This is a genomic window from Mesorhizobium sp. M0410 (assembly GCF_040321435.1).
In the GTDB taxonomy this organism is placed as follows: domain Bacteria; phylum Pseudomonadota; class Alphaproteobacteria; order Rhizobiales; family Rhizobiaceae; genus Mesorhizobium.
On record NZ_JAMYRN010000003.1, the window covers coordinates 110,309 to 127,957 of the forward strand.

A 17,649-nucleotide genomic window follows, 5' to 3' on the forward strand; every position below is an offset into this window, starting at 1 on the left:
CGGGACGGCCAAGAAGGCGGCTTGTGATCAACCGGAAAGTTCGGATCTAAAATCGGCGCAAGTGACGCCGCAAAAGCTTGTGCGCGCGGACCACGAGTATAAACTCGGGACAGTTTGAAGCCTGAGCAAGGAAGGTCAGTTTTCAGATGACACTGCGCATATCGGGAAAACACATGGATATCGGCGATGCGTTCCGTACGCGCATCAACGACCGTGTCGGGGAAGTGATCGGGAAATATTTCGATCGGGGCTTTTCAGGGCAAATCGTAGTCGTCAAATCGGGGTCGCGCTACACGGCCGATTGCATGATCCGGCTGGACTCCGGTGCTTCGCTGCAGGCGACCGGCGATGCCCAGGATCCAACGCTTGCCTTCGATACCGCGGCAGACCGTCTGGAAACACGACTCAGGCGCTACAAACGCCGGCTGAAGTCGCACAATTCAGGCAATAGCAACGGCGAGCTCACCGACGTCGCCTATACGGTGATGGCGCCGCTTACCGACGACGAGGAGGACATACCGGAGAATTTCGCGCCGGCCATCGTCGCCGAATCGACCATGACGCTGCGGACCATGTCGGTGGCGTCAGCGGTGATCGAACTCGACACCAAGGACAGCCCGGTCCTGGTCTTCCGCAATGCCGGAAACGACCATCTCAATATCGTCTATCGCCGGCCGGACGGGAATATCGGCTGGATCGACCCGTCCACGGCCAAGGTCGCGCAGGGGTAAAAACCAGCCGCACGCGAGCGTGGGGACTGGCGACGGCAGGCGAACAAGGGATTTCAAGCATGGATCTGAGCGATCTCGTCAGCGTTCCGGCAATCATGCCGGCGTTGAAGGCGAACTCCAAAAAGCAGCTGCTGCAATTGCTGTCCGAACGGGCGGCGGCGATTTCCGGCATTCCGGAGCGAGAGGTGTTCGACACCATCCTGCAACGCGAGCGCCTCGGCTCGACCGGCGTCGGCAACGGCATCGCTATTCCGCACGGCAAGCTGGCTGGGGTGAAGCGGATCGCCGGTGTCTTTGCCCGGCTGGAGACACCGGTGGACTTCGAGGCCCTCGATGATCAGCCGGTCGACCTGGTGTTTCTGCTTTTGGCTCCCGAAGGTGCCGGCGCCGACCATCTCAAGGCGCTGTCGCGCATCGCGCGGGTGCTGCGCGATGCCGACACGGTTGCCAAGATCAGAGGCACGCGCGACGCCGTAGCCATCCACGCGCTGCTGTCGGACACGCAGGCCTCGCACGCCGCCTGAGGTTTTGATTAAATCCCTTGAAGGGCCGCCGTGTGCGGCCCTGTCCGTCTCCAACCAGATCGCCGCGCCATATTTGTCAGTTGATGGCGCCGTTGTCAGTGGATAACGACGTTAGTGGATAGCGACCGGGGTCAGATCGTTTTCCAGCGCGCCAGCCAGTGCCCGATCGCGAGCGTCCGAAAGCAGGATCGGCTGGCCATTGGCGGCAAACAGGGCCCACAGTTCCAGCCCGGGCGCGATTTCGCCGAGGCCCGGGAAACGGCCGCGCAGATCGTCGCTCGACACTTTCCTGAGATAGGCGACCGAACCTTCGCCGAGATGGGCGAATTCGCCGCTGGTCATGATGATATTTTCGTTAGTTCTGGTCATTTCAAGCCTCCTTGCCGCGAGACGCCGCTCAAGGCCATCCCGCATGAGAGCTATCGGCAAAAATCAGTCTTTCACCGATATGTTTATTTTTCGTACCAGCCGTTCGGACTCCGGCCGATCGAGATCGATCGACAGAAGGCCGTTCTTCAATTCCGCCGCAATCACCCGCATGCCGTCGGCCAGCACGAAACAGCGCTGGAACTGGCGCGCAGCGATGCCGCGGTGGAGAAATTCGCGCTCGGTGTCGTCGTTCTGACGGCCGCGCACGACCAACTGGTTCTCCTCCGTTGTGACATCGAGATCGCTTTCCGCGAAACCGGCGACGGCGAGCGTGATACGCAGCCTTTCGGTTTTGCCGTCGGCACCGCTGAGGCGCTCGATGTTGTAGGGAGGATAGCTGTCACCGGACTTTGCCAAGCGCTCCAGCGTCTTTTCCATGGAATCGAAACCGAGGAGAAGCGGGCTGGAAAAAGGCGTCATTCGGCTCATGTTACAGTGTCCTCTCAAGAGCGACATAAAGTGGAAAAACCCGGATGGCATTTTTCCCGATGGTCTTGATATGGTCCGCCGCCCGGCAGACTTCAAGCCGTCACACGTCCCGCCCAAAAAGACTTGCCAAAACAAGGAATTGAAATGCCCCAATCCCGCAGGATCATCATCGACACTGACCCCGGCCAGGACGATGCCGTTGCCATATTGCTGGCGCTGGGCAGCGCCGAGCTGGAGATCGTCGGCATCACCGCGGTGGCCGGCAACGTGCCGCTGAAACTTACCGAAAAAAACGCCCGCAAGATCTGCGAACTGGCCGGCCGGACGGACGTCCAGGTCTATGCAGGTGCCATCCGGCCACTGGCGCGCGAACTCGTCACCGCCGAGGAAGTGCATGGCAAGACCGGCCTCAATGGACCGCAACTGCCCGAACCAAAGATGAAGCTGCAGGACGAGTATGCGGTCGATTTCATCGTCGAGACGCTGATGAGGGAGGAGAGCGGCACGATCACGCTGTGCGCGCTCGGACCGCTCACCAATGTTGCGCTGGCGCTGATCCGCGAGCCCAAGATCGGCCCGCGCATCAAGGAGATCGTGCTGATGGGCGGCGGCTTCTTCGAGGGCGGCAACGTCACGCCGACCGCCGAGTTCAACATCTATGTCGACCCGCATGCCGCCGACGTCGTGTTCAAATCCGGCATTCCGATCGTAATGATGCCGCTCGACGTCACCCACAAGGCGCTGACCACCGCCAAGCGCACGAAGGCCTTCCGCAAGCTCGGCACCCGGGTCGGCACGGCCACCGCGGACATGCTGGAATTCTTCGAACGGTTCGACGAGGAAAAATACGGCACCGACGGCGGCCCGCTGCACGATCCTTGCGTCATCGCCTATCTGTTGAAGCCGAAGCTGTTCAAGGGCCGCAACTGCAATGTCAGCGTGGAAACCGCCTCGGAGCTCACCATGGGCATGACGGTGATCGACTGGTGGGGAGTGACCAAGCGGCCGAAGAACGCCATGGTGATGCGTGACATCGACCACGATGCGTTTTTCGCGCTGTTGCTGGAAAGGCTGGGGCGGCTTTAGCGCCGTCTTTCATTCCCCCTTGATGGGTTGGGCGGAGTGCAGTCATTGCCAAGCTGGAACACCCCTCATCCAACCGAGCTTCGCTCGGCCACCTTCTCCACAACGCGAGAAGGGAAAGGTGCCGTTACTTCGCCTTGGAAAATGCCAGCCACAGGCCGCCGCCGACCAGGAAGCTGCCGCTGATCCGCGACAGCAGCTTGACGCGGCCGGCCGACAGCAGGCGCCCGGCGCGGCCGGCGGCCAGCGCGTAGGTCGAATCCGAGACGGCGGCGAAGATCATCGCGGTGAGACCCATGACGCCGATCTGTAACGCATAATTGCCTTCAGGCGCAATGAACTGCGGAAAGAAGGCGCCGAAGAACACCAGCGTCTTCGGATTGCTGATCGCCACCAGCAGGCCCTGCAAAAAGAAGCCGCCGCGCGGTCTTTTTGCCGATCCGTCGGCGTTCAGCTTGCCTTTCGAGCGGAACATCTGCACGCCCATCCAGATCAGGTAGGCAGCGCCGATCAGCCTGACCAATTCGAACCAGTGGCCCATGCCGGCGATCAGCGAAGTCAATCCGATGCCGACGATGGCGATCATGATGGCTAGCCCGGCCTGGGTGCCGGCGACGTTGGCGAGGCCGGCGCGGGAGCCATGGCGTATGCTGTTGGCGATGATCAGCGTGACCGTCGGTCCAGGCACCAGGACGATGACGATGCAGGCGACGACGTAGGTGGCGTAGAGTTCCAGCGACATTTTTCCCTCCGCAGAATGCCGCTCGTGCGGCGTGCTGTCGCGATCAATGCATGGCGATGAGCTGCGTGCAAGTCGGCGAGGCGCCGACAATGCGGAGCTGATTTCAGCAGGCGCCGGCCTGCCATGGCAGCGTTGCCTCATAGGCGGCAGCCGCCCTCAGCACGGAGAGGTCACCGCGCGGCCGCCCGATCAATTGCATGCCCATTGGCCTGCCCCTGGAGTCGAAGCCCGCCGGCACATTGATCGCCGGGCAGCCGCCCAGCGTGGCGAGCGCTGAGACCTGCATCCAGCGGTGATAGCTGTCCATGGCACGCCCGGCCACTTCCCTTGGCCAGAGGGTGGCGACGTCGAAGGGAAAGACCTGTGCGGCTGGCAGCGCAATCAGGTCGAAACGCTCGAAGAGCGATAGCAGCATTCGATGCCAGGACGAGCGCCTCACAGTTGCGGCATGGATTTGCGGCGCGGTGAGGCGAAGCGCATGTTCCACCTCCCACACGGCCTCCGCCTTCAGCAGACTGCGTTTCAAGGGATCATCGTAGTGCACCTTGAGCGCACAACCGCTGCTCGCCTGCCGAAGCGTTACAAAGGCCTGCCACAGCGCTTCGAAGTCGAATTCCGGCGTCAGCGGCTCGGCCTCGAAGGACACATCCGCGAACCGGCCGAGTGCTGCCTCGCAAAGCTGTAGAATGCCTGCTTCAACCGGCAGATGACCGTCGAGATCGCCGAGCCAGGCGATACGCCCGCCGGCCGCCGGCGTTTCCACCCCTTGGAGAAACGAGCCTGGCTTATCATGCGACAGCGGCGCGCGAGGATGATAGCCGGCCTGCACGTCGAGCAGCAGCGCCATGTCGCGCACGTTACGCCCCATCGGCCCTTCGACGCCCATTTGCGCATGAAACACATCAAGGTCAGGGCCAGCCGGCACCAATCCCTGCGACGGGCGGAACCCATAGACATTGTTGTAGGCAGCGGGATTGCGCAACGAGCCGCCAAAATCGCTGCCATCGGCAACGGGAACCATGTCGAGCGCCAGCGCGACCGCCGCGCCGCCGCTCGAGCCGCCGGCGGTCAGCGTCGGGTCGAATGCGTTGAGCGTCTGGCCGAACACGGTGTTGTAGGTGTTGGAGCCGAGCCCGAATTCGGGAACGTTGGTCTTGCCTATGATGATGGCGCCGGCCTTGCGGACGCGCTCGACGAAGAAATCGTCTTCCTCAGGCACGAAATCGACGAAGATCGGCGAGCCGAAGGTGGTTCTCAGGCCTTTTGTCAGCGCAAGATCCTTAATCGCGATCGGCAGGCCGAACAGCGATCCGGTATCTCCTCCTCGCGCCAGATGGGCGTCAGCGTTGTCGGCCTCGCGCAGGATGTCGGCATGTTCGCGCAATGAAACGATAGCGTTGACCAGCGGGTTCACCGCCTCGATCCTGTCGAGGAATGCCGCGACCACTTCGCGCACCGAAAGCTGCCGGTGCCTGATCTTCTCGGTAAGCTCCACGGCAGACAGGCGGCAGATGTCGCCGGCGGGCGGTACCGCATGCTTCGTGGTCGGGCGCACGGCTGTCATACCGCTTTAGCCTGCGGATTTCTGCAGGGCGACATCGACATCCCTGGCCAGCGGGATGGCCGGCTGTGCACCGGCTTTCAGGCAGGCCAGCGAACCGGCGGCGGCAGCGCGGGCAAGCGCCTGGTCGAGCGGCAGGCCGGCTGCCAGCCCGGCTGCAAAATAGCCGCAGAACGTGTCGCCGGCGCCGACCGTGTCGAGCGGGGTGATCTTCAGCGCCGGAACCATCAGAAGATCGTCCGGCGTTGCCGCCAGAACGCCGTCCGGGCCAAGCGTGACGACGATGGTGCGGCCGGTTCTCGAGGCATAGTCGCGCATCCGCGCCGGGCGGTCGCGGCCACTCAATGACAGCGCCTCGCCATAGAGGTCGAACTCGGTTTCGTTGGCGACGAGATAGTCGGCCTTGCCGAGGAAGCCGGCAGCGTCGCTGTGGAAAGGTGCGGTGTTGAGCACTGTGATCGCGCCGGCCGTCCTTGCCGCGTCGAGTGCTGCCTCGACGGTCTGCAGCGGGATCTCCAGTTGCAGCAGCACGACGTCGCCGTTTTTCAGGAAGGCCTTGGAAAGGTCACCCGGCACGACCGAATCATTGGCGCCCGGCACGACAGCGATCACGTTCTCGCCGTCGGCGCCGACCATGATCAGCGCAGTACCGGTAGAGGCAAAGGTCTCGCCGACGCCGGACAGGTCGATCTTGCCGTCGCGCAGCAGCGCCAGAGCCTCGCTGGCGAAGCTGTCCTTGCCGACTGCGCCGACCATGCGCACCTTGGCCCCGGCGCGGGCGGCGGCCAGCGCCTGGTTGGCGCCCTTGCCGCCGGGAGCAGTAGCGAAACCGGAGCCGCGCACCGTCTCGCCGGGACCGGGCAAGCGGTCGACACTGGCGATGAGGTCGAGATTGATGGAGCCGATGACGACGATCAAGAAGTGCCTCCCGCTAGCGCATGCGGGAAGCTACTCCGTAAGATCGCTGCTTGTCACCCTAGCGGTCCTTACATCGCTCCTATCGTTCCATTCTTTGGCTATTCACGAAGAGACCTGTCCCGCCTCCCAGCCGAGGATGGCGCGTTTGCGGGTCAGGCCCCAATGGTAGCCGGTGAGCGCACCGGACTTGCCGAGAGCCCGGTGGCACGGCACGACAAAGGACATCGGATTGGCACCGACCGCGGCACCGACAGCCCGGCTGGCGCTCGGTGCGCCGATGCGCGCGGCGATCGACGAATAGGTGCAGGCCTGGCCCATCGGAATACGCAGCAAGGCTTCCCAGACGCGGACCTGGAAGTCGGTGCCGATCATGACGACGCGGAGCGGCTGGTCGGCGCGCCACAGCGTCGGATCGAAAATACGCGCGGCATAGGGCGCCGTTGCAGCCATGTCCTCGATATAGCTAGCGTTCGGCCAGCGGCTGGACATGTCGGCAAAGGCCGCACGCTCGCCGCCCGGATCGTTGAAGGCGAGGCCGGCGAGGCCGCGGTCCGTCACCATGATCAGCGCGATGCCGAAAGGTGAGATATGATAGCCGTAGCGGATGGTGAGCCCGGCGCCGCGGGTCTTGTAGTCGCCCGGCGACATCGCTTCGTGGGTGACGAACAGATCATGCAGCCGGCCTGGACCGGACATGCCGAGCTCGAACGAGGTTTCAAGCAGCGGCATGCCGGCATCGAGCAGCTTGCGCGCATGATCGAGGGTAACGGCCTGCAGAAAAGCCTTGGGCGACAGGCCGGCCCAGCGGGTGAACAGCTTCTGCAGCCCGGTCGGCGTTTCGCCGACCTCCTCGGCCAGCACTTCCAGCGAAGGCTGGTCGCGATAGTCGAGGCTGATCTTTTCGATGGCACGACGGACGATTTCGTAGTCACCGCCTTCAGGCGTGATGTCTTTCTGAAGGATTGCTGTCGTTTTGAGAGGCATTTGGGCGTTCATGGCAGTATCTCCTTGCGTGCGAATATCGTCCTTCGCGGCGGCGATCACCACCCGAAACTTGCTTTCCCGCAGCATGTACCCAGATAGAGCTGACTTTGAATGGGGAGGACGGTCGTGGCTGGTGAAAAGGTAAACCTGACCGGGGCAAAGGAGACTTTGCTTTTGACACTTTACGGCAAGGCGCTGGAGAGCCGGCTGCCCAATTCGCTGCTCAGGGACTACTTTGCCGACGAGGCGGTGCGCAACATCGATTATGATTTCTCACGGCTCAAGGTCGACAACAATCTCGGCATCGGTCTGGCAATCAGGGCAAAGACGCTGGACGTCTGCGTTCAGGACTTTCTCGCCCGAAATCCTGACGCCATCGTGCTGCATCTGGGGTGTGGGCTCGACACGCGCATATTCCGTATCGACCCGCCAGCCGGCGTGGACTGGTTCGACGTCGACTATCCCGAAGTCATCGACCTCAGGCGCAGGCTCTATCCCGTGCGGGATCGCTACCACCTGATCGCTTCGTCGCTCACCGAACCTGGATGGCTGAACGAAGTACCTCGGGATCGCCCGGCCATAGTCGTGGCGGAAGGCCTGACTCCCTACCTGGCCGCCGAGGACGGGCAGCAACTGTTTTCTCGTTTGGTGGGACATCTTTCGAGCGGCGAACTGGTTTTCGATGCCTATACTCGCCTGGGCCTGAAGATAATTCGCCTCAATTCCTCCTTCCGCGCCACCGGCGCCGAGGTCCATTGGAGCATTGAGAACCCGCATGAATTGGAGCGAGCCGTTCCGAAGCTGCGGTTCATCGAGGACATCCCTGCCTATAAGCCGGAACATGCCGCTCGCATGCGCTGGCTCGCGAAACTGTTTGTTCGCTTTTGGAAATACATTCCAGCATTGCGCAAGATCGGCAGGCTGTTGCGCTATCGGTTCTGAAACGCTGGCTCAGCGCGCCTTGGCGGTCGCCAGAGCGCGCGAAAATGCGGTGGCAAAACTCTCGCGGTCGTCGGGGTTGAGAAAGGCGCCGATCGAGACGGTTTTTCCTTGCGCCTCGACCGCCATTCTGGTGATGCCGATCTCGGCGTGGCGGGCGATCGAAAAGCGTGCCCAGAACGGATTGAAGCGGTGTGATTCCGATTTGCCTGACGGGGCAGTCTTGCGGATATCGAGGCTGGTGCGCGACACCGACACCTCCTCGCGAGCCCGGGCGGCGCGATAATTCGCACGGAAGGCGATATAGACGCCGATCACGTCGAGGCCGAAGAAGCCGAACACCGGCCAGGCGCCGCGCGACAGAAAAAACGCTCCGGTCACCAGCCACCCGAACAGCAGTGCGCCCATCAGGATGGCAAAGCCGGTCTTGCCCAGCGACCGGTGCGGTGTCAGCAGCGCCTGGAAGAATGGCTCGTCGGCCTGAAATGAGGCGTTTGTGTCGCTCATTGGGGAATATTATAGGAAGGCAATGACAAGCCCCAAGCCCAAAAACTCTTCCGCGCTCAAAAAAGACCTGCTGCCCGGCCGCGATGGCTCGAACGCCAAGCCGCGTCCGCGGCCGGCGAGATCGCGGGCGCTTTACAGCCCGGCGGAGGTGCATGAGATTTTTCGCCGTTTTTCCGTTCAGCGGCCGAAACCGAGAGGCGAACTCGAACATATCAACCCCTTCACGCTGCTGGTGGCAGTGGTGCTTTCGGCGCAGGCGACGGACGCCGGCGTCAACAAGGCGACGCGGGCGCTGTTCAAAATTGCCGACACGCCGCAAAAGATGCTGGCGCTGGGCGAGGCCAAGCTCGGCGACCATATCCGCACCATCGGGCTATGGCGCAACAAGGCCAAGAACGTCATCGCGCTGTCCGCGGCGCTGATCCGTGACCATGGCGGCGAGGTGCCTGAGGATCGCGATCAACTGGTCGAGCTACCGGGTGTCGGCCGCAAGACCGCCAATGTCGTGCTCAACGTCGCCTTCGGCCAGCACACGATGGCAGTCGACACGCACATCTTCCGCATCGGTAACAGGCTCGGCCTGGCGCCGGGCAAGACGCCGGAACAGGTAGAGCAAGGTTTCCTGAAGATCATTCCGGATGAATATATCCGGCATGCGCATCATTGGCTGATCCTGCACGGCCGCTATGTCTGCAAGGCACGCAAGCCGGATTGCCCGGCCTGCGTCATCGCCGATATCTGCAAGGCCAAGGAAAAGACGACCAGCGTGCCTGCACCACTGGTCGAGATCGGGCCGCTCGGGCCAGTGGAAGCAGCTCAGGACCGAGCAGCGGCAACCACTGCCCGCTAGCTGAATCTAAAGTTCCTGTTATGCGGCGACATCCATGTTCAGGAACTCTCCTCGACGAACACCTCTTCGCGCTTCTTCTTGACCGCGGGGAGAAAGACGATGACGAGCACGGCGAGCGCGATGAGGAGCAGGCTGGCGCTGATCGGCCGCGTCACGAAGGTGCTTGGGTCGCCGCGCGAGAGGATCATGGCGCGGCGCAGGTTTTCCTCAAGCAGCGGGCCGAGCACGAAGCCGAGCAGCAGCGGCGCAGGTTCGCAGCGCAGCTTGGTCAGGAGGTAGCCAAGCAAGCCGAAGAAGGCGACGGCATAGAGGTCGTAGACATTGGTGTTGACGCTGTAAACGCCGATCGAGCAGAACGCCATGATAATCGGGAAGAGCACGTAGTAGGGGATGGTAAGGAGTTTCACCCAGAGCCCGATCAGCGGCAGGTTCAAGACAATCAACATCAGATTGCCGATCCACATCGAGGTGATGATCCCCCAAAACAGCGCGGGCTGTTCGATGGCGACATTGGGGCCGGGCACGATGCCCTGGATGATCATCGCGCCGATCATCAGCGCCATTACCGGGTTGGCCGGAATACCGAGCGTCAGCATTGGGATGAAGGAGGTTTGGGCGCCGGCATTGTTGGCCGATTCCGGTCCGGCGACGCCTTCGATGGCGCCCTTGCCGAATTCCTCCGGGTTTTTCGAGACGCGCTTTTCGATGGTGTAGGACGCAAAGGCGGCAAGGATCGCGCCGCCTCCGGGCAGGATACCGAGCGCCGAACCGATGATCGTTCCGCGCACGATGGGAGCCGCCATGCGCCGAAAATCTTCTTTACTCGGCATAAGGCCGGAGATACTTCGGATCAGCACGGAACGCTCATGCTCGTTTTCGAGTTTGCGCAATATCTCGGCGACGCCGAAGACGCCGACCGCCACCGCGACGAAATTCAGCCCGTCGGCATATTCGCGGATGCCGAGCGTGAAGCGGGGCGTACCGGTGTAAATATCGGTGCCGACAAGTCCCAGCAGCAGGCCGAGCACGACCATGGCCAGCGCCTTGACGATCGAGCCGTGGGCGAGCGCGACGGACGAGACCAGGCCGACGATCATCAGCGAAAAATACTCGGCAGCGCCGAATCTCAGCGCTATCGCCGTCAGCGGTGGGGCGAAGATGGCAACGAGGAAGGTCGACACCGTGCCGGCAAAGAACGAGCCTATTGCCGCGGTCGCCAGAGCTGCTCCGGCGCGGCCGTTCCTGGCCATCTGATAGCCGTCGATTGCGGTGACGGCCGACGAGGATTCGCCGGGCATGTTGATGAGAATGGCGGTGGTCGAGCCGCCATACTGCGCGCCGTAATAGATACCGGCGAGCATGATGAGAGAGGAAACCGGGTCGCCGATCTGGAAGGTGATCGGCAACAGCATGGCGATGGTTGCGGTGGCACCGATGCCGGGCAGGACGCCAATCAGCGTGCCGAGAAGGACGCCGATCAGGCAGAAACCGAGATTTGCCAAAGATGTGGCTGTCGAAAAGCCGAGTGCGAGATTGTTGAGGAGTTCCATTTCATCTCCTCACAACGACAGTGGCAACCACGGGCCGAAACGCCGGAACGGCAGGCCGAGTGCGTAGCTGAAGACGATGAATGCGAACAGCGTCAGGCCGGCCGACAGCACGAGTGCGGTCAGCGGCCTCATGCGGCCGCTACCGAACGATGCGATCAGCGCCGTCAGGAAGATCGACGGGATGAAGCCGAGGCCGCGCACCGTCAGGCCGAAGAAGATCGGAGCAGGCAGGATAAACAGCATGCCGCGCCACGCGATGTAACCGATCGGCTCGCTCTCGAAACGCACCGCTTGGACAAGGATGGCGGCGCCAAGCAGGATCAGCACGATCGCCAGCACCAGCGGGAAATAGCCCGGCCCCATGCGAAAGGCGGTGCCGATTTCGAGGCCCAGCGACTGCAGCGCGAAAAAGGCGCCAATAAAGACCAACAGCGCGGCGCATATGCCGTTGGTCCTGTCGATTGCGAAAGGTTTCATTGCGTCCTCCCGGCTCGCCTCATGGGCGTGCCGATGCCGGTGTAAAAAAACGGGGCGCTGGCGGCGCCCCGTTAAAACCTTAGTCGGCGTACTGGCCGGCCGCTTCGATGATCGGCTTCCAGCGCGCGATCTCACTTTCCAGCTTGGCTTTGAGCGCGGCCGGCGTGGCATCGGCCTCCGGCGACGGCTTGGTGCCGAGTTCGGCAAATCGGGCGACGACATTCTGGTCCTTCAGCGCCACCTGCAGCGATTTCGAAAGGCGTTCGGTGATCTCGGCCGGTGTGCCCTTGGGGGCATAGATGCCGTGCCAGATGCCGACCTGCACCTGGGGAAGGCCGGCTTCTATCGTCGTCGGCACGTCCGGCAGCACATCGAGGCGTTGTGGCGAGGTTACGGCATAGGCCTTGATAGTGCCGCCCTGGATCTGCTTGGTGGTATTGGTCGTCTGGTCGCACATGATATCGACCTGGCCGCCGAGAAGATCGGTCATGGCCGGGCCAGTGCCCTTGTAGGGTACGGTGACCAGCGGCGTGCCGATAGCGCTCATGAACAGCATGCCGCACAGATGCGAGGCGGCACCGATCCCGGCATTGGCAACGGTGATGCTGTCCTTGTTGGCCTTGGCATAGTCGACCAGCCCCTTCAGATCGGTCGGCTCGAGGTCCTTGCGGCCGACGATGGTCATCGGCACCTCGGTGACGAGGCCGACATATTCGAAGCCGTTCAGTGTGTCGTAGGCGAGCTTTCTATAGAGCGTAGCACTGGTAGCCATGCCGATGTGATGGAGGAGCAGCGTGTAGCCGTCAGGCTCGGCATTTGCGACGCGGCCGGCGCCGAGCGTGCCGCCGGCGCCGCCGACATTCTCGACGATGACCTGCTGGCCGAGGTCTTTCGACATAGCTTCCGCGACAAGACGCGTGACGGTGTCGGTCGGGCCACCGGCCGAAAACGGCACGACAATGGTGATGGTGCGTTCGGGGTAGGTCTGCGCGCCAGCGGCCGACGGATAAAGCATGGCGGCCGCAGCGGCAGCCAACGCGGCGATGAGTTTTCGCATCGTGTTTCCTCCCAGGATATGATTGCCAACCGCTGCGCGGGTTCCTCTAAAACCGACTGTAGATAGAGCAATAACTAGCGCAACCCGACAAATGACAATCGCGCTCAAACGGCAAACCGCACGTTTCTCTGCGCAAATGAGTGGCAACGTTGGGCCGTGCGATGCCCTTCCTCCAACCTATTCTAGTAGCCGTAGCCGCGCGCCATCGCCGCCGCGAACACCGGGATCAATAGGAAGATCGATGCCTCGGTGCGGACATAGGTGCGAACGGACGCCAGCTCCGCCGCAGGAACCTGGTAGCCGGGACTGATGCTCGCCTGCGTGTTCCAGGATAGGAAACGGATGGTCGGGATAATCGACAACAGGCCGACAATGGCGAAAGCGGCCATCTTTGCCCAGAACATCCAATTGTAGACGTAGAATTCCCAGCCTTTCAGACCATAGACGACGCGGCCGATGCCAACGACGATGATCAGCATGGCAATGATGCCGTAGTGGCGGTCGATGCCGACGAGCCGCTTCAGCGTCGCGGCGGACAAGTCGCTGCGGATCAGGACGAATTCGGCGCCGATGATGCCTGCCAACGAAAACACCAGCAAATGATGGCAGATGGCAAGCACAAGGTCGGTGGTGTCCATGCTGGATTCCCTCTGTCGGACGGCAGCGCCGAAACCCAACGCGCCTGAACCAATACCGGAGAAAAACTAACACCGCCTGGCAGGATTCACATCAGCCTGGAAGATGATCTACACAGCCTTGGCTCTTGTTTTTCACAACGGATTTGGATTTCCCGTCTCGTGCGTGTCGCTGTCCCCCTTTTGGAAGACCTGCGTTAGGCACCGGCAACACAAACGAGACATGACCATGGCCAGTCCGCATACAATTGTCGCCCCAGTGCTTGAGACCTCGCGCACGGTCCTGCGGCCGCACCGGCTTGACGATTTCGACGCCTATGTCGCTATGTGGGCCGATCCCGTCGTCACCCGCTTTATCGGCGGGAAGCCGCGCACGCGGGAGGAAAGCTGGATGCGCTTCCTACGCCACGCCGGCCTGTGGTCGCTTCTGGGCTACGGCTTCTGGGCGATCGAGGATAAGGCGACCGGCTGCTTCATCGGCGAGGCCGGCTTTCACGATCTGAAACGCGACATGACGCCGTCGATCGAGGGCATTCCGGAGACCGGCTGGGCTCTGGTTTCGGGCGCGCATGGCCACGGGTTGGCCAGCGAAGTCGTCGCACGGGTGCTTGCCTGGGGCGACGAAACGTTCGGCGCCGCGACGACCGTCTGCATCATCGATCCGGAGAACACCGGATCGCTAAACGTCGCGGCAAAATGTGGTTATGGCGAAGTGCTGCGAACCGTCTACCAAGGCAAGCCGACCATCCTGCTGGAGCGGCAGCCCTGACGGACACCGTCTGGCCTCTGCCTGCCACGTCGTCCGGCGTCGAGTTCGCCTGCCTGAAGACCGCACAGGCCGATTGTGCCGCATGCAGCGTGTTCTGTCTTTGACAGGAGGACGCAAACTCTGCATGAATTTTATCGAGCGGGTCTGAAATCAGGCCACGTTTCTGGCAGGCACCGGAGGAGGTGTCGCGATTTGGAGGAATCCCATGCTGAACAGACGCCGATTCTTGATGAGCACCGCGGCAGCAGGTGCTGCCGGACTCGCGGCATCGCATTTTGTCCCCGCCTTTGCGCAGGACGCGCCGCAGCTGCAGATTTTCGTGCCGGCGGCGCCGGGGGGCGGCTGGGACCAGACGGCGCGCGCCATGGACCAGGTGCTGCGCAGCGAAAAACTGATTTCCGGCTCGCAGATCACCAATGTCGGCGGCGCCGGCGGTACTGTCGGCCTGCCGCAATTCGTCAACCAATGGAAGGGCAAGGGCAATGCGCTGATGGTGGCCGGCATGGTCATGGTAGGCGCCATCATCGCCAACAAGGCGGCCAACAACCTTACCGAGGTCACGCCGATCGCCCGCCTCACCGGCGAGTTCGAGGCGCTTGTGGTGCCGGCCGCCTCCCCGTTCAAGACGGCCGCGGACTTTGTCGCTGCTCTCAAGGCTGACCCGACGCAGGTTCCGGTTGCTGGCGGTTCGGCCGGCGGCTCGGACCATATATTGTTCGGCCTCATCGCCAAGACCGTTGGTGTTCCGGCCACCAATCTTTCCTATGTGCCGTTCGCCGGCGGCGGCGAGGCGCTTTCGGCGCTGCTCGGCAACCAGGTCGCGGCCGGCATCTCCGGCTATGGCGAGTTCGCCGAACAGGTCAAGGCGGGTGCGCTGCGGCTGCTGGCCATCTCCGCGGACAAACGCCAGGAGGGGATCGATGCGCCGACGATGAAGGAAGCAGGCATCGATGTCGAGCTGTTCAACTGGCGTGGCGTCTTCGCACCGCCCGGCGTCTCGGACGCCGACAAGGCAGCAATGATCAAGCTGATCGAGACCATGGCCAAGAGCGACGCCTGGGCCACCGAATGCAAGAACCGCAACTGGACGCAGATCCTGCTCACCGGTGACGATTATGCGAAATTCGTCGCAGAAGACACGGCCCGCATCGGGACGATCCTCAAGGACCTCGGTCTAGCGTGATGCTCTCGGCAAGGGGTGGCAGCCTGCGCCAACCCTTGCCGACTTTCGCCAGCCGCATGGACATACGCCGCGCCGGAGGTGAAACTGCGCCAAGATCGGCCGAGTGAGACCGGTCCAGGGAGAACCGGCCCCAAGGGACCGACATTGGGAGGACGATGATGAGCACCAGCGACCAGCCGGCGCCGCCGCGCCTTGCAGTGCCCGAACTGCTGATCGGCGTCGGGCTCCTCGCCTGTGCGGGTGCGGTTGCCTGGCAGACGCTGGCAATCCCGGTGTCGCCGCTCTATTCCAAGGTCGGTCCGACCGTCTTTCCCTACATCACCATGACCGGCATGGTCATCCTGTCGCTGCTGCTCATCATTGCCGCCTTGCGGGGCGGCTGGCAGCCGGAGGACGAAAAGGCGACGCCGACCGACTGGAAGGCGATGGGCATCGTCGCCCTCGGACTGATCGCCAACCTCGTGCTGATCCAGCCGCTCGGCTTTACCGCGGCATCTGTCATCATGTTCGTTCTCATCTGCCACGGTTTCGGCAGCCGGCGTCCGCTGCGTGACGTGCTGCTCGGGCTGATCCTGGCGCTGGCCGCCTATTTCGGCTTTGCCAGGGCGCTCGGCGTCAATATCGGCGCCGGCTTCATCGAAAACCAGCTGAACGCGATCGTCGATTCGCTCGTCACCATGCTGAGGGGCTGACGCCATGGAAACGCTCGGCCATCTCGCGCACGGATTTTCGGTCGCCTTCTCGCCGATCAATCTCATATGGTGCCTGGTCGGCACCACGCTTGGGACTGCGATCGGCGTGCTGCCCGGTCTCGGACCGGCACTGACCATAGCGCTGCTGTTGCCGATCACCTATCAGGTGGCGCCGGAGGCATCCTTCATCCTGTTTGCCGGTATCTATTACGGCGCCATGTATGGCGGCTCGACGACATCGATCCTGCTCAACACGCCTGGCGAAAGCGCCACCATCGTCACCGCGCTCGAGGGCAACAGGATGGCCCGCTCCGGCCGTGGCGGTGCGGCCCTGGCGACCTCGGCGATCGGTTCCTTCGTCGCCGGCACGCTGGGCACGATCGGCGTTGCCTTTCTGGCGCCGATCGTCGTCAAATTTGCGCTGGCCTTCGGCCCGGCCGAATATTTCTCGCTGATGGTGCTGGCCTTCATCACGGTTTCGGCGGTGCTCGGCTCGTCGTCGGTACGCGGCCTGACCAGCCTGTTCGCCGGCTTCGTCGTCGGCATGATAGGCGTCGACCTGCAGACGGGGCAGCCGCGCTTCACCTTCGGCATGAGCGAATTGTTGGACGGCGTCGACGTCATCGTCGTCGCCGTTGGCCTGTTCGCCGTTGGCGAGACGCTTTACATGGCCTCGCGCCGCTATGCCGGCAAGGACGACATCGTGCCGTTGAAAGGGTCGCTCTACATGACCGCGGCCGAATGGTCGCGCTCGTGGAGGCCATGGCTGCGCGGCTCTCTGATCGGCTTCCCGATCGGCGCCATGCCGGCCGGCGGCGCCGAAATCCCGACCTTCCTCTCCTATGCCATCGAGAAGAAACTCTCCAGACACAAGGACGAGTTCGGCACCGTCGGTGCCATCGAGGGCGTTGCCGGACCGGAAGCGGCCAACAATGCATCCGCGGCCGGCGTGTTGGTGCCGATGCTGACGCTCGGCCTGCCGACCTCGGCGACGGCCGCAATCATGCTGTCGGCATTCCAGAGCTACGGTATCAATCCGGGGCCGCTGCTGCTGACGACGCAGGCCGACCTGGTGTGGGGGCTGATCGCCAGCCTGTTCATCGCCAACGTCATCCTCGTCGTCCTTAACCTGCCGCTAATCGGGCTTTGGGTGCGATTGCTGAAGATCCCGGCGCCGCAGCTCTATGCCGGCATCCTGGTGTTCGCCACAGTCGGCACCTACGGCATCTCGCAATCGCCGATCGACCTCGTCATCCTCTATCTGCTCGGTGCCGCCGGTTTCCTGATGCGGCGTTTCGATTTTCCGACCGCGCCGGTTATCATCGGCATGATTCTCGGGCCCCTTGCCGAAACGCAGTTCCGCCGCGCGATGACCATCTCCAACGGCGATTGGACGGTGTTCTACAAGCATCCGCTGTCGCTGACGCTGCTGACGCTGGCCTTCATCGGGCTGGTTGGCCCGCATATCTGGGCCTACATCGAGCACAGACGCATGCGTGGACCGGAGCACGTGCCGGGCGATGCCTGAGCTGTTCGTGACGTCATGACAGACCTGCTTTGCGGCATCCGCATCCTTGACCTGACCAATG

Annotated in this window: 20 protein-coding genes; 9 read left to right on the forward strand and 11 right to left on the reverse strand. The window is 62.7% G+C overall.

Going from position 1 to position 17,649, the window contains the following annotated elements; all coding sequences use genetic code 11:
* The first annotated feature begins 146 nt into the window (after positions 1-146).
* Both hpf and ptsN read left to right on the forward strand, forming a co-directional pair.
* On the forward strand, positions 147-731 hold the full coding sequence (gene hpf, locus NKI63_RS04650) for a ribosome hibernation-promoting factor, HPF/YfiA family (protein ID WP_352506601.1): 585 nt from the start codon (positions 147-149) through the stop codon (positions 729-731).
* A 59-nt stretch (positions 732-790) separates the two neighbouring features.
* The gene (gene ptsN, locus NKI63_RS04655) at positions 791-1,255 is read left to right on the forward strand and encodes a PTS IIA-like nitrogen regulatory protein PtsN (RefSeq protein ID WP_023675268.1); all 465 of its coding nucleotides are present in this window, start codon (positions 791-793) and stop codon (positions 1,253-1,255) included.
* 111 nt (positions 1,256-1,366) lie between these two features.
* On the opposite strand, the gene NKI63_RS04660 is transcribed toward ptsN, so the two are convergent.
* Together NKI63_RS04660 and NKI63_RS04665 are read right to left on the reverse strand one after the other, a co-directional pair.
* Complete coding sequence (locus NKI63_RS04660) at positions 1,367-1,624, reverse strand: BQ00720 family protein (RefSeq protein WP_023675269.1); 258 nt, start codon at positions 1,622-1,624, stop codon at positions 1,367-1,369.
* Between the two features lie 63 nt (positions 1,625-1,687).
* Positions 1,688-2,113 carry an Hsp20 family protein gene (locus NKI63_RS04665; RefSeq protein WP_023675270.1) on the reverse strand — a complete coding sequence of 142 codons (426 nt, stop codon included), beginning with the start codon at positions 2,111-2,113 and terminating at the stop codon, positions 1,688-1,690.
* A gap of 144 nt (positions 2,114-2,257) precedes the next feature.
* Here NKI63_RS04665 and NKI63_RS04670 point away from each other — a divergent pair, with 144 nt between their 5' ends.
* Positions 2,258-3,199, forward strand: a complete 942-nt coding sequence (locus tag NKI63_RS04670; protein ID WP_352506600.1) for a nucleoside hydrolase — start codon at positions 2,258-2,260, stop codon at positions 3,197-3,199.
* Between the two features lie 124 nt (positions 3,200-3,323).
* On the opposite strand, the gene NKI63_RS04675 is transcribed toward NKI63_RS04670, so the two are convergent.
* From NKI63_RS04675 to NKI63_RS04690, 4 genes are all read right to left on the reverse strand, one after another.
* Complete coding sequence (locus NKI63_RS04675; protein ID WP_352506599.1) at positions 3,324-3,938, reverse strand: LysE family translocator; 615 nt, start codon at positions 3,936-3,938, stop codon at positions 3,324-3,326.
* Positions 3,939-4,041: 103 nt separating this feature from the next.
* Entirely contained in the window at positions 4,042-5,502 is a 1,461-nt protein-coding gene (locus NKI63_RS04680; protein WP_352820597.1) for an amidase, read from the reverse strand.
* Between the two features lie 6 nt (positions 5,503-5,508).
* Positions 5,509-6,417: a ribokinase gene (locus NKI63_RS04685; RefSeq protein WP_352687959.1), complete on the reverse strand. Its 909-nt coding sequence runs from the start codon at positions 6,415-6,417 to the stop codon at positions 5,509-5,511.
* A gap of 102 nt (positions 6,418-6,519) precedes the next feature.
* The gene (locus NKI63_RS04690; RefSeq protein WP_352687961.1) at positions 6,520-7,413 is read right to left on the reverse strand and encodes a methylated-DNA--[protein]-cysteine S-methyltransferase; all 894 of its coding nucleotides are present in this window, start codon (positions 7,411-7,413) and stop codon (positions 6,520-6,522) included.
* 114 nt (positions 7,414-7,527) lie between these two features.
* On the opposite strand from NKI63_RS04690, the gene NKI63_RS04695 reads away from it, so the two are divergent.
* Entirely contained in the window at positions 7,528-8,343 is an 816-nt protein-coding gene (locus NKI63_RS04695) for a class I SAM-dependent methyltransferase (protein WP_352702672.1), read from the forward strand.
* 9 nt (positions 8,344-8,352) lie between these two features.
* On the opposite strand, the gene NKI63_RS04700 is transcribed toward NKI63_RS04695, so the two are convergent.
* A complete protein-coding gene (locus tag NKI63_RS04700) occupies positions 8,353-8,847 on the reverse strand; it encodes a DUF2244 domain-containing protein (RefSeq protein ID WP_352506595.1) in 495 nt (164 codons plus the stop codon).
* A 22-nt stretch (positions 8,848-8,869) separates the two neighbouring features.
* On the opposite strand from NKI63_RS04700, the gene nth reads away from it, so the two are divergent.
* On the forward strand, positions 8,870-9,697 hold the full coding sequence (gene nth, locus NKI63_RS04705; RefSeq protein WP_352702674.1) for an endonuclease III: 828 nt from the start codon (positions 8,870-8,872) through the stop codon (positions 9,695-9,697).
* A gap of 38 nt (positions 9,698-9,735) precedes the next feature.
* Here nth and NKI63_RS04710 read toward each other — a convergent pair whose 3' ends face one another.
* The 4 genes from NKI63_RS04710 to NKI63_RS04725 all read right to left on the reverse strand — a co-directional run bounded on the left by NKI63_RS04710 (position 9,736) and on the right by NKI63_RS04725 (position 13,419).
* A complete protein-coding gene (locus NKI63_RS04710) occupies positions 9,736-11,247 on the reverse strand; it encodes a tripartite tricarboxylate transporter permease (protein ID WP_352702676.1) in 1,512 nt (503 codons plus the stop codon).
* A 9-nt stretch (positions 11,248-11,256) separates the two neighbouring features.
* A complete protein-coding gene (locus tag NKI63_RS04715) occupies positions 11,257-11,724 on the reverse strand; it encodes a tripartite tricarboxylate transporter TctB family protein (RefSeq protein WP_352702678.1) in 468 nt (155 codons plus the stop codon).
* A gap of 79 nt (positions 11,725-11,803) precedes the next feature.
* Positions 11,804-12,781, reverse strand: a complete 978-nt coding sequence (locus NKI63_RS04720; RefSeq protein WP_352820600.1) for a tripartite tricarboxylate transporter substrate-binding protein — start codon at positions 12,779-12,781, stop codon at positions 11,804-11,806.
* 182 nt (positions 12,782-12,963) lie between these two features.
* On the reverse strand, positions 12,964-13,419 hold the full coding sequence (locus NKI63_RS04725; protein ID WP_352687967.1) for a DUF2214 family protein: 456 nt from the start codon (positions 13,417-13,419) through the stop codon (positions 12,964-12,966).
* A gap of 226 nt (positions 13,420-13,645) precedes the next feature.
* On the opposite strand from NKI63_RS04725, the gene NKI63_RS04730 reads away from it, so the two are divergent.
* From NKI63_RS04730 to NKI63_RS04745, 4 genes are all read left to right on the forward strand, one after another.
* Positions 13,646-14,185, forward strand: a complete 540-nt coding sequence (locus NKI63_RS04730) for a GNAT family N-acetyltransferase (RefSeq protein ID WP_352506590.1) — start codon at positions 13,646-13,648, stop codon at positions 14,183-14,185.
* Between the two features lie 205 nt (positions 14,186-14,390).
* Positions 14,391-15,368: a Bug family tripartite tricarboxylate transporter substrate binding protein gene (locus tag NKI63_RS04735; RefSeq protein ID WP_352476418.1), complete on the forward strand. Its 978-nt coding sequence runs from the start codon at positions 14,391-14,393 to the stop codon at positions 15,366-15,368.
* 158 nt (positions 15,369-15,526) lie between these two features.
* Positions 15,527-16,060: a tripartite tricarboxylate transporter TctB family protein gene (locus tag NKI63_RS04740; protein ID WP_352506588.1), complete on the forward strand. Its 534-nt coding sequence runs from the start codon at positions 15,527-15,529 to the stop codon at positions 16,058-16,060.
* Between the two features lie 4 nt (positions 16,061-16,064).
* Positions 16,065-17,588, forward strand: a complete 1,524-nt coding sequence (locus NKI63_RS04745; protein WP_254816834.1) for a tripartite tricarboxylate transporter permease — start codon at positions 16,065-16,067, stop codon at positions 17,586-17,588.
* Positions 17,589-17,649: the final 61 nt, after the last annotated feature.

Coding starts and splice junctions, on each gene's coding strand:
- NKI63_RS04680 (WP_352820597.1), bottom strand. CDS start 5,502: ATGACAGCCGTGCGCCCGACCACGAAGCATGCGGTACCGCCCGCCGGC.
- NKI63_RS04670 (WP_352506600.1), top strand. CDS start 2,258: ATGCCCCAATCCCGCAGGATCATCATCGACACTGACCCCGGCCAGGAC.
- NKI63_RS04715 (WP_352702678.1), bottom strand. CDS start 11,724: ATGAAACCTTTCGCAATCGACAGGACCAACGGCATATGCGCCGCGCTG.
- nth (WP_352702674.1), top strand. CDS start 8,870: ATGACAAGCCCCAAGCCCAAAAACTCTTCCGCGCTCAAAAAAGACCTG.
- NKI63_RS04690 (WP_352687961.1), bottom strand. CDS start 7,413: ATGAACGCCCAAATGCCTCTCAAAACGACAGCAATCCTTCAGAAAGAC.
- NKI63_RS04740 (WP_352506588.1), top strand. CDS start 15,527: ATGAGCACCAGCGACCAGCCGGCGCCGCCGCGCCTTGCAGTGCCCGAA.
- NKI63_RS04665 (WP_023675270.1), bottom strand. CDS start 2,113: ATGAGCCGAATGACGCCTTTTTCCAGCCCGCTTCTCCTCGGTTTCGAT.
- NKI63_RS04660 (WP_023675269.1), bottom strand. CDS start 1,624: ATGACCAGAACTAACGAAAATATCATCATGACCAGCGGCGAATTCGCC.
- NKI63_RS04735 (WP_352476418.1), top strand. CDS start 14,391: ATGCTGAACAGACGCCGATTCTTGATGAGCACCGCGGCAGCAGGTGCT.
- NKI63_RS04675 (WP_352506599.1), bottom strand. CDS start 3,938: ATGTCGCTGGAACTCTACGCCACCTACGTCGTCGCCTGCATCGTCATC.
- NKI63_RS04725 (WP_352687967.1), bottom strand. CDS start 13,419: ATGGACACCACCGACCTTGTGCTTGCCATCTGCCATCATTTGCTGGTG.
- ptsN (WP_023675268.1), top strand. CDS start 791: ATGGATCTGAGCGATCTCGTCAGCGTTCCGGCAATCATGCCGGCGTTG.
- NKI63_RS04730 (WP_352506590.1), top strand. CDS start 13,646: ATGGCCAGTCCGCATACAATTGTCGCCCCAGTGCTTGAGACCTCGCGC.
- NKI63_RS04710 (WP_352702676.1), bottom strand. CDS start 11,247: ATGGAACTCCTCAACAATCTCGCACTCGGCTTTTCGACAGCCACATCT.
- NKI63_RS04720 (WP_352820600.1), bottom strand. CDS start 12,781: ATGCGAAAACTCATCGCCGCGTTGGCTGCCGCTGCGGCCGCCATGCTT.
- NKI63_RS04700 (WP_352506595.1), bottom strand. CDS start 8,847: ATGAGCGACACAAACGCCTCATTTCAGGCCGACGAGCCATTCTTCCAG.
- NKI63_RS04745 (WP_254816834.1), top strand. CDS start 16,065: ATGGAAACGCTCGGCCATCTCGCGCACGGATTTTCGGTCGCCTTCTCG.
- hpf (WP_352506601.1), top strand. CDS start 147: ATGACACTGCGCATATCGGGAAAACACATGGATATCGGCGATGCGTTC.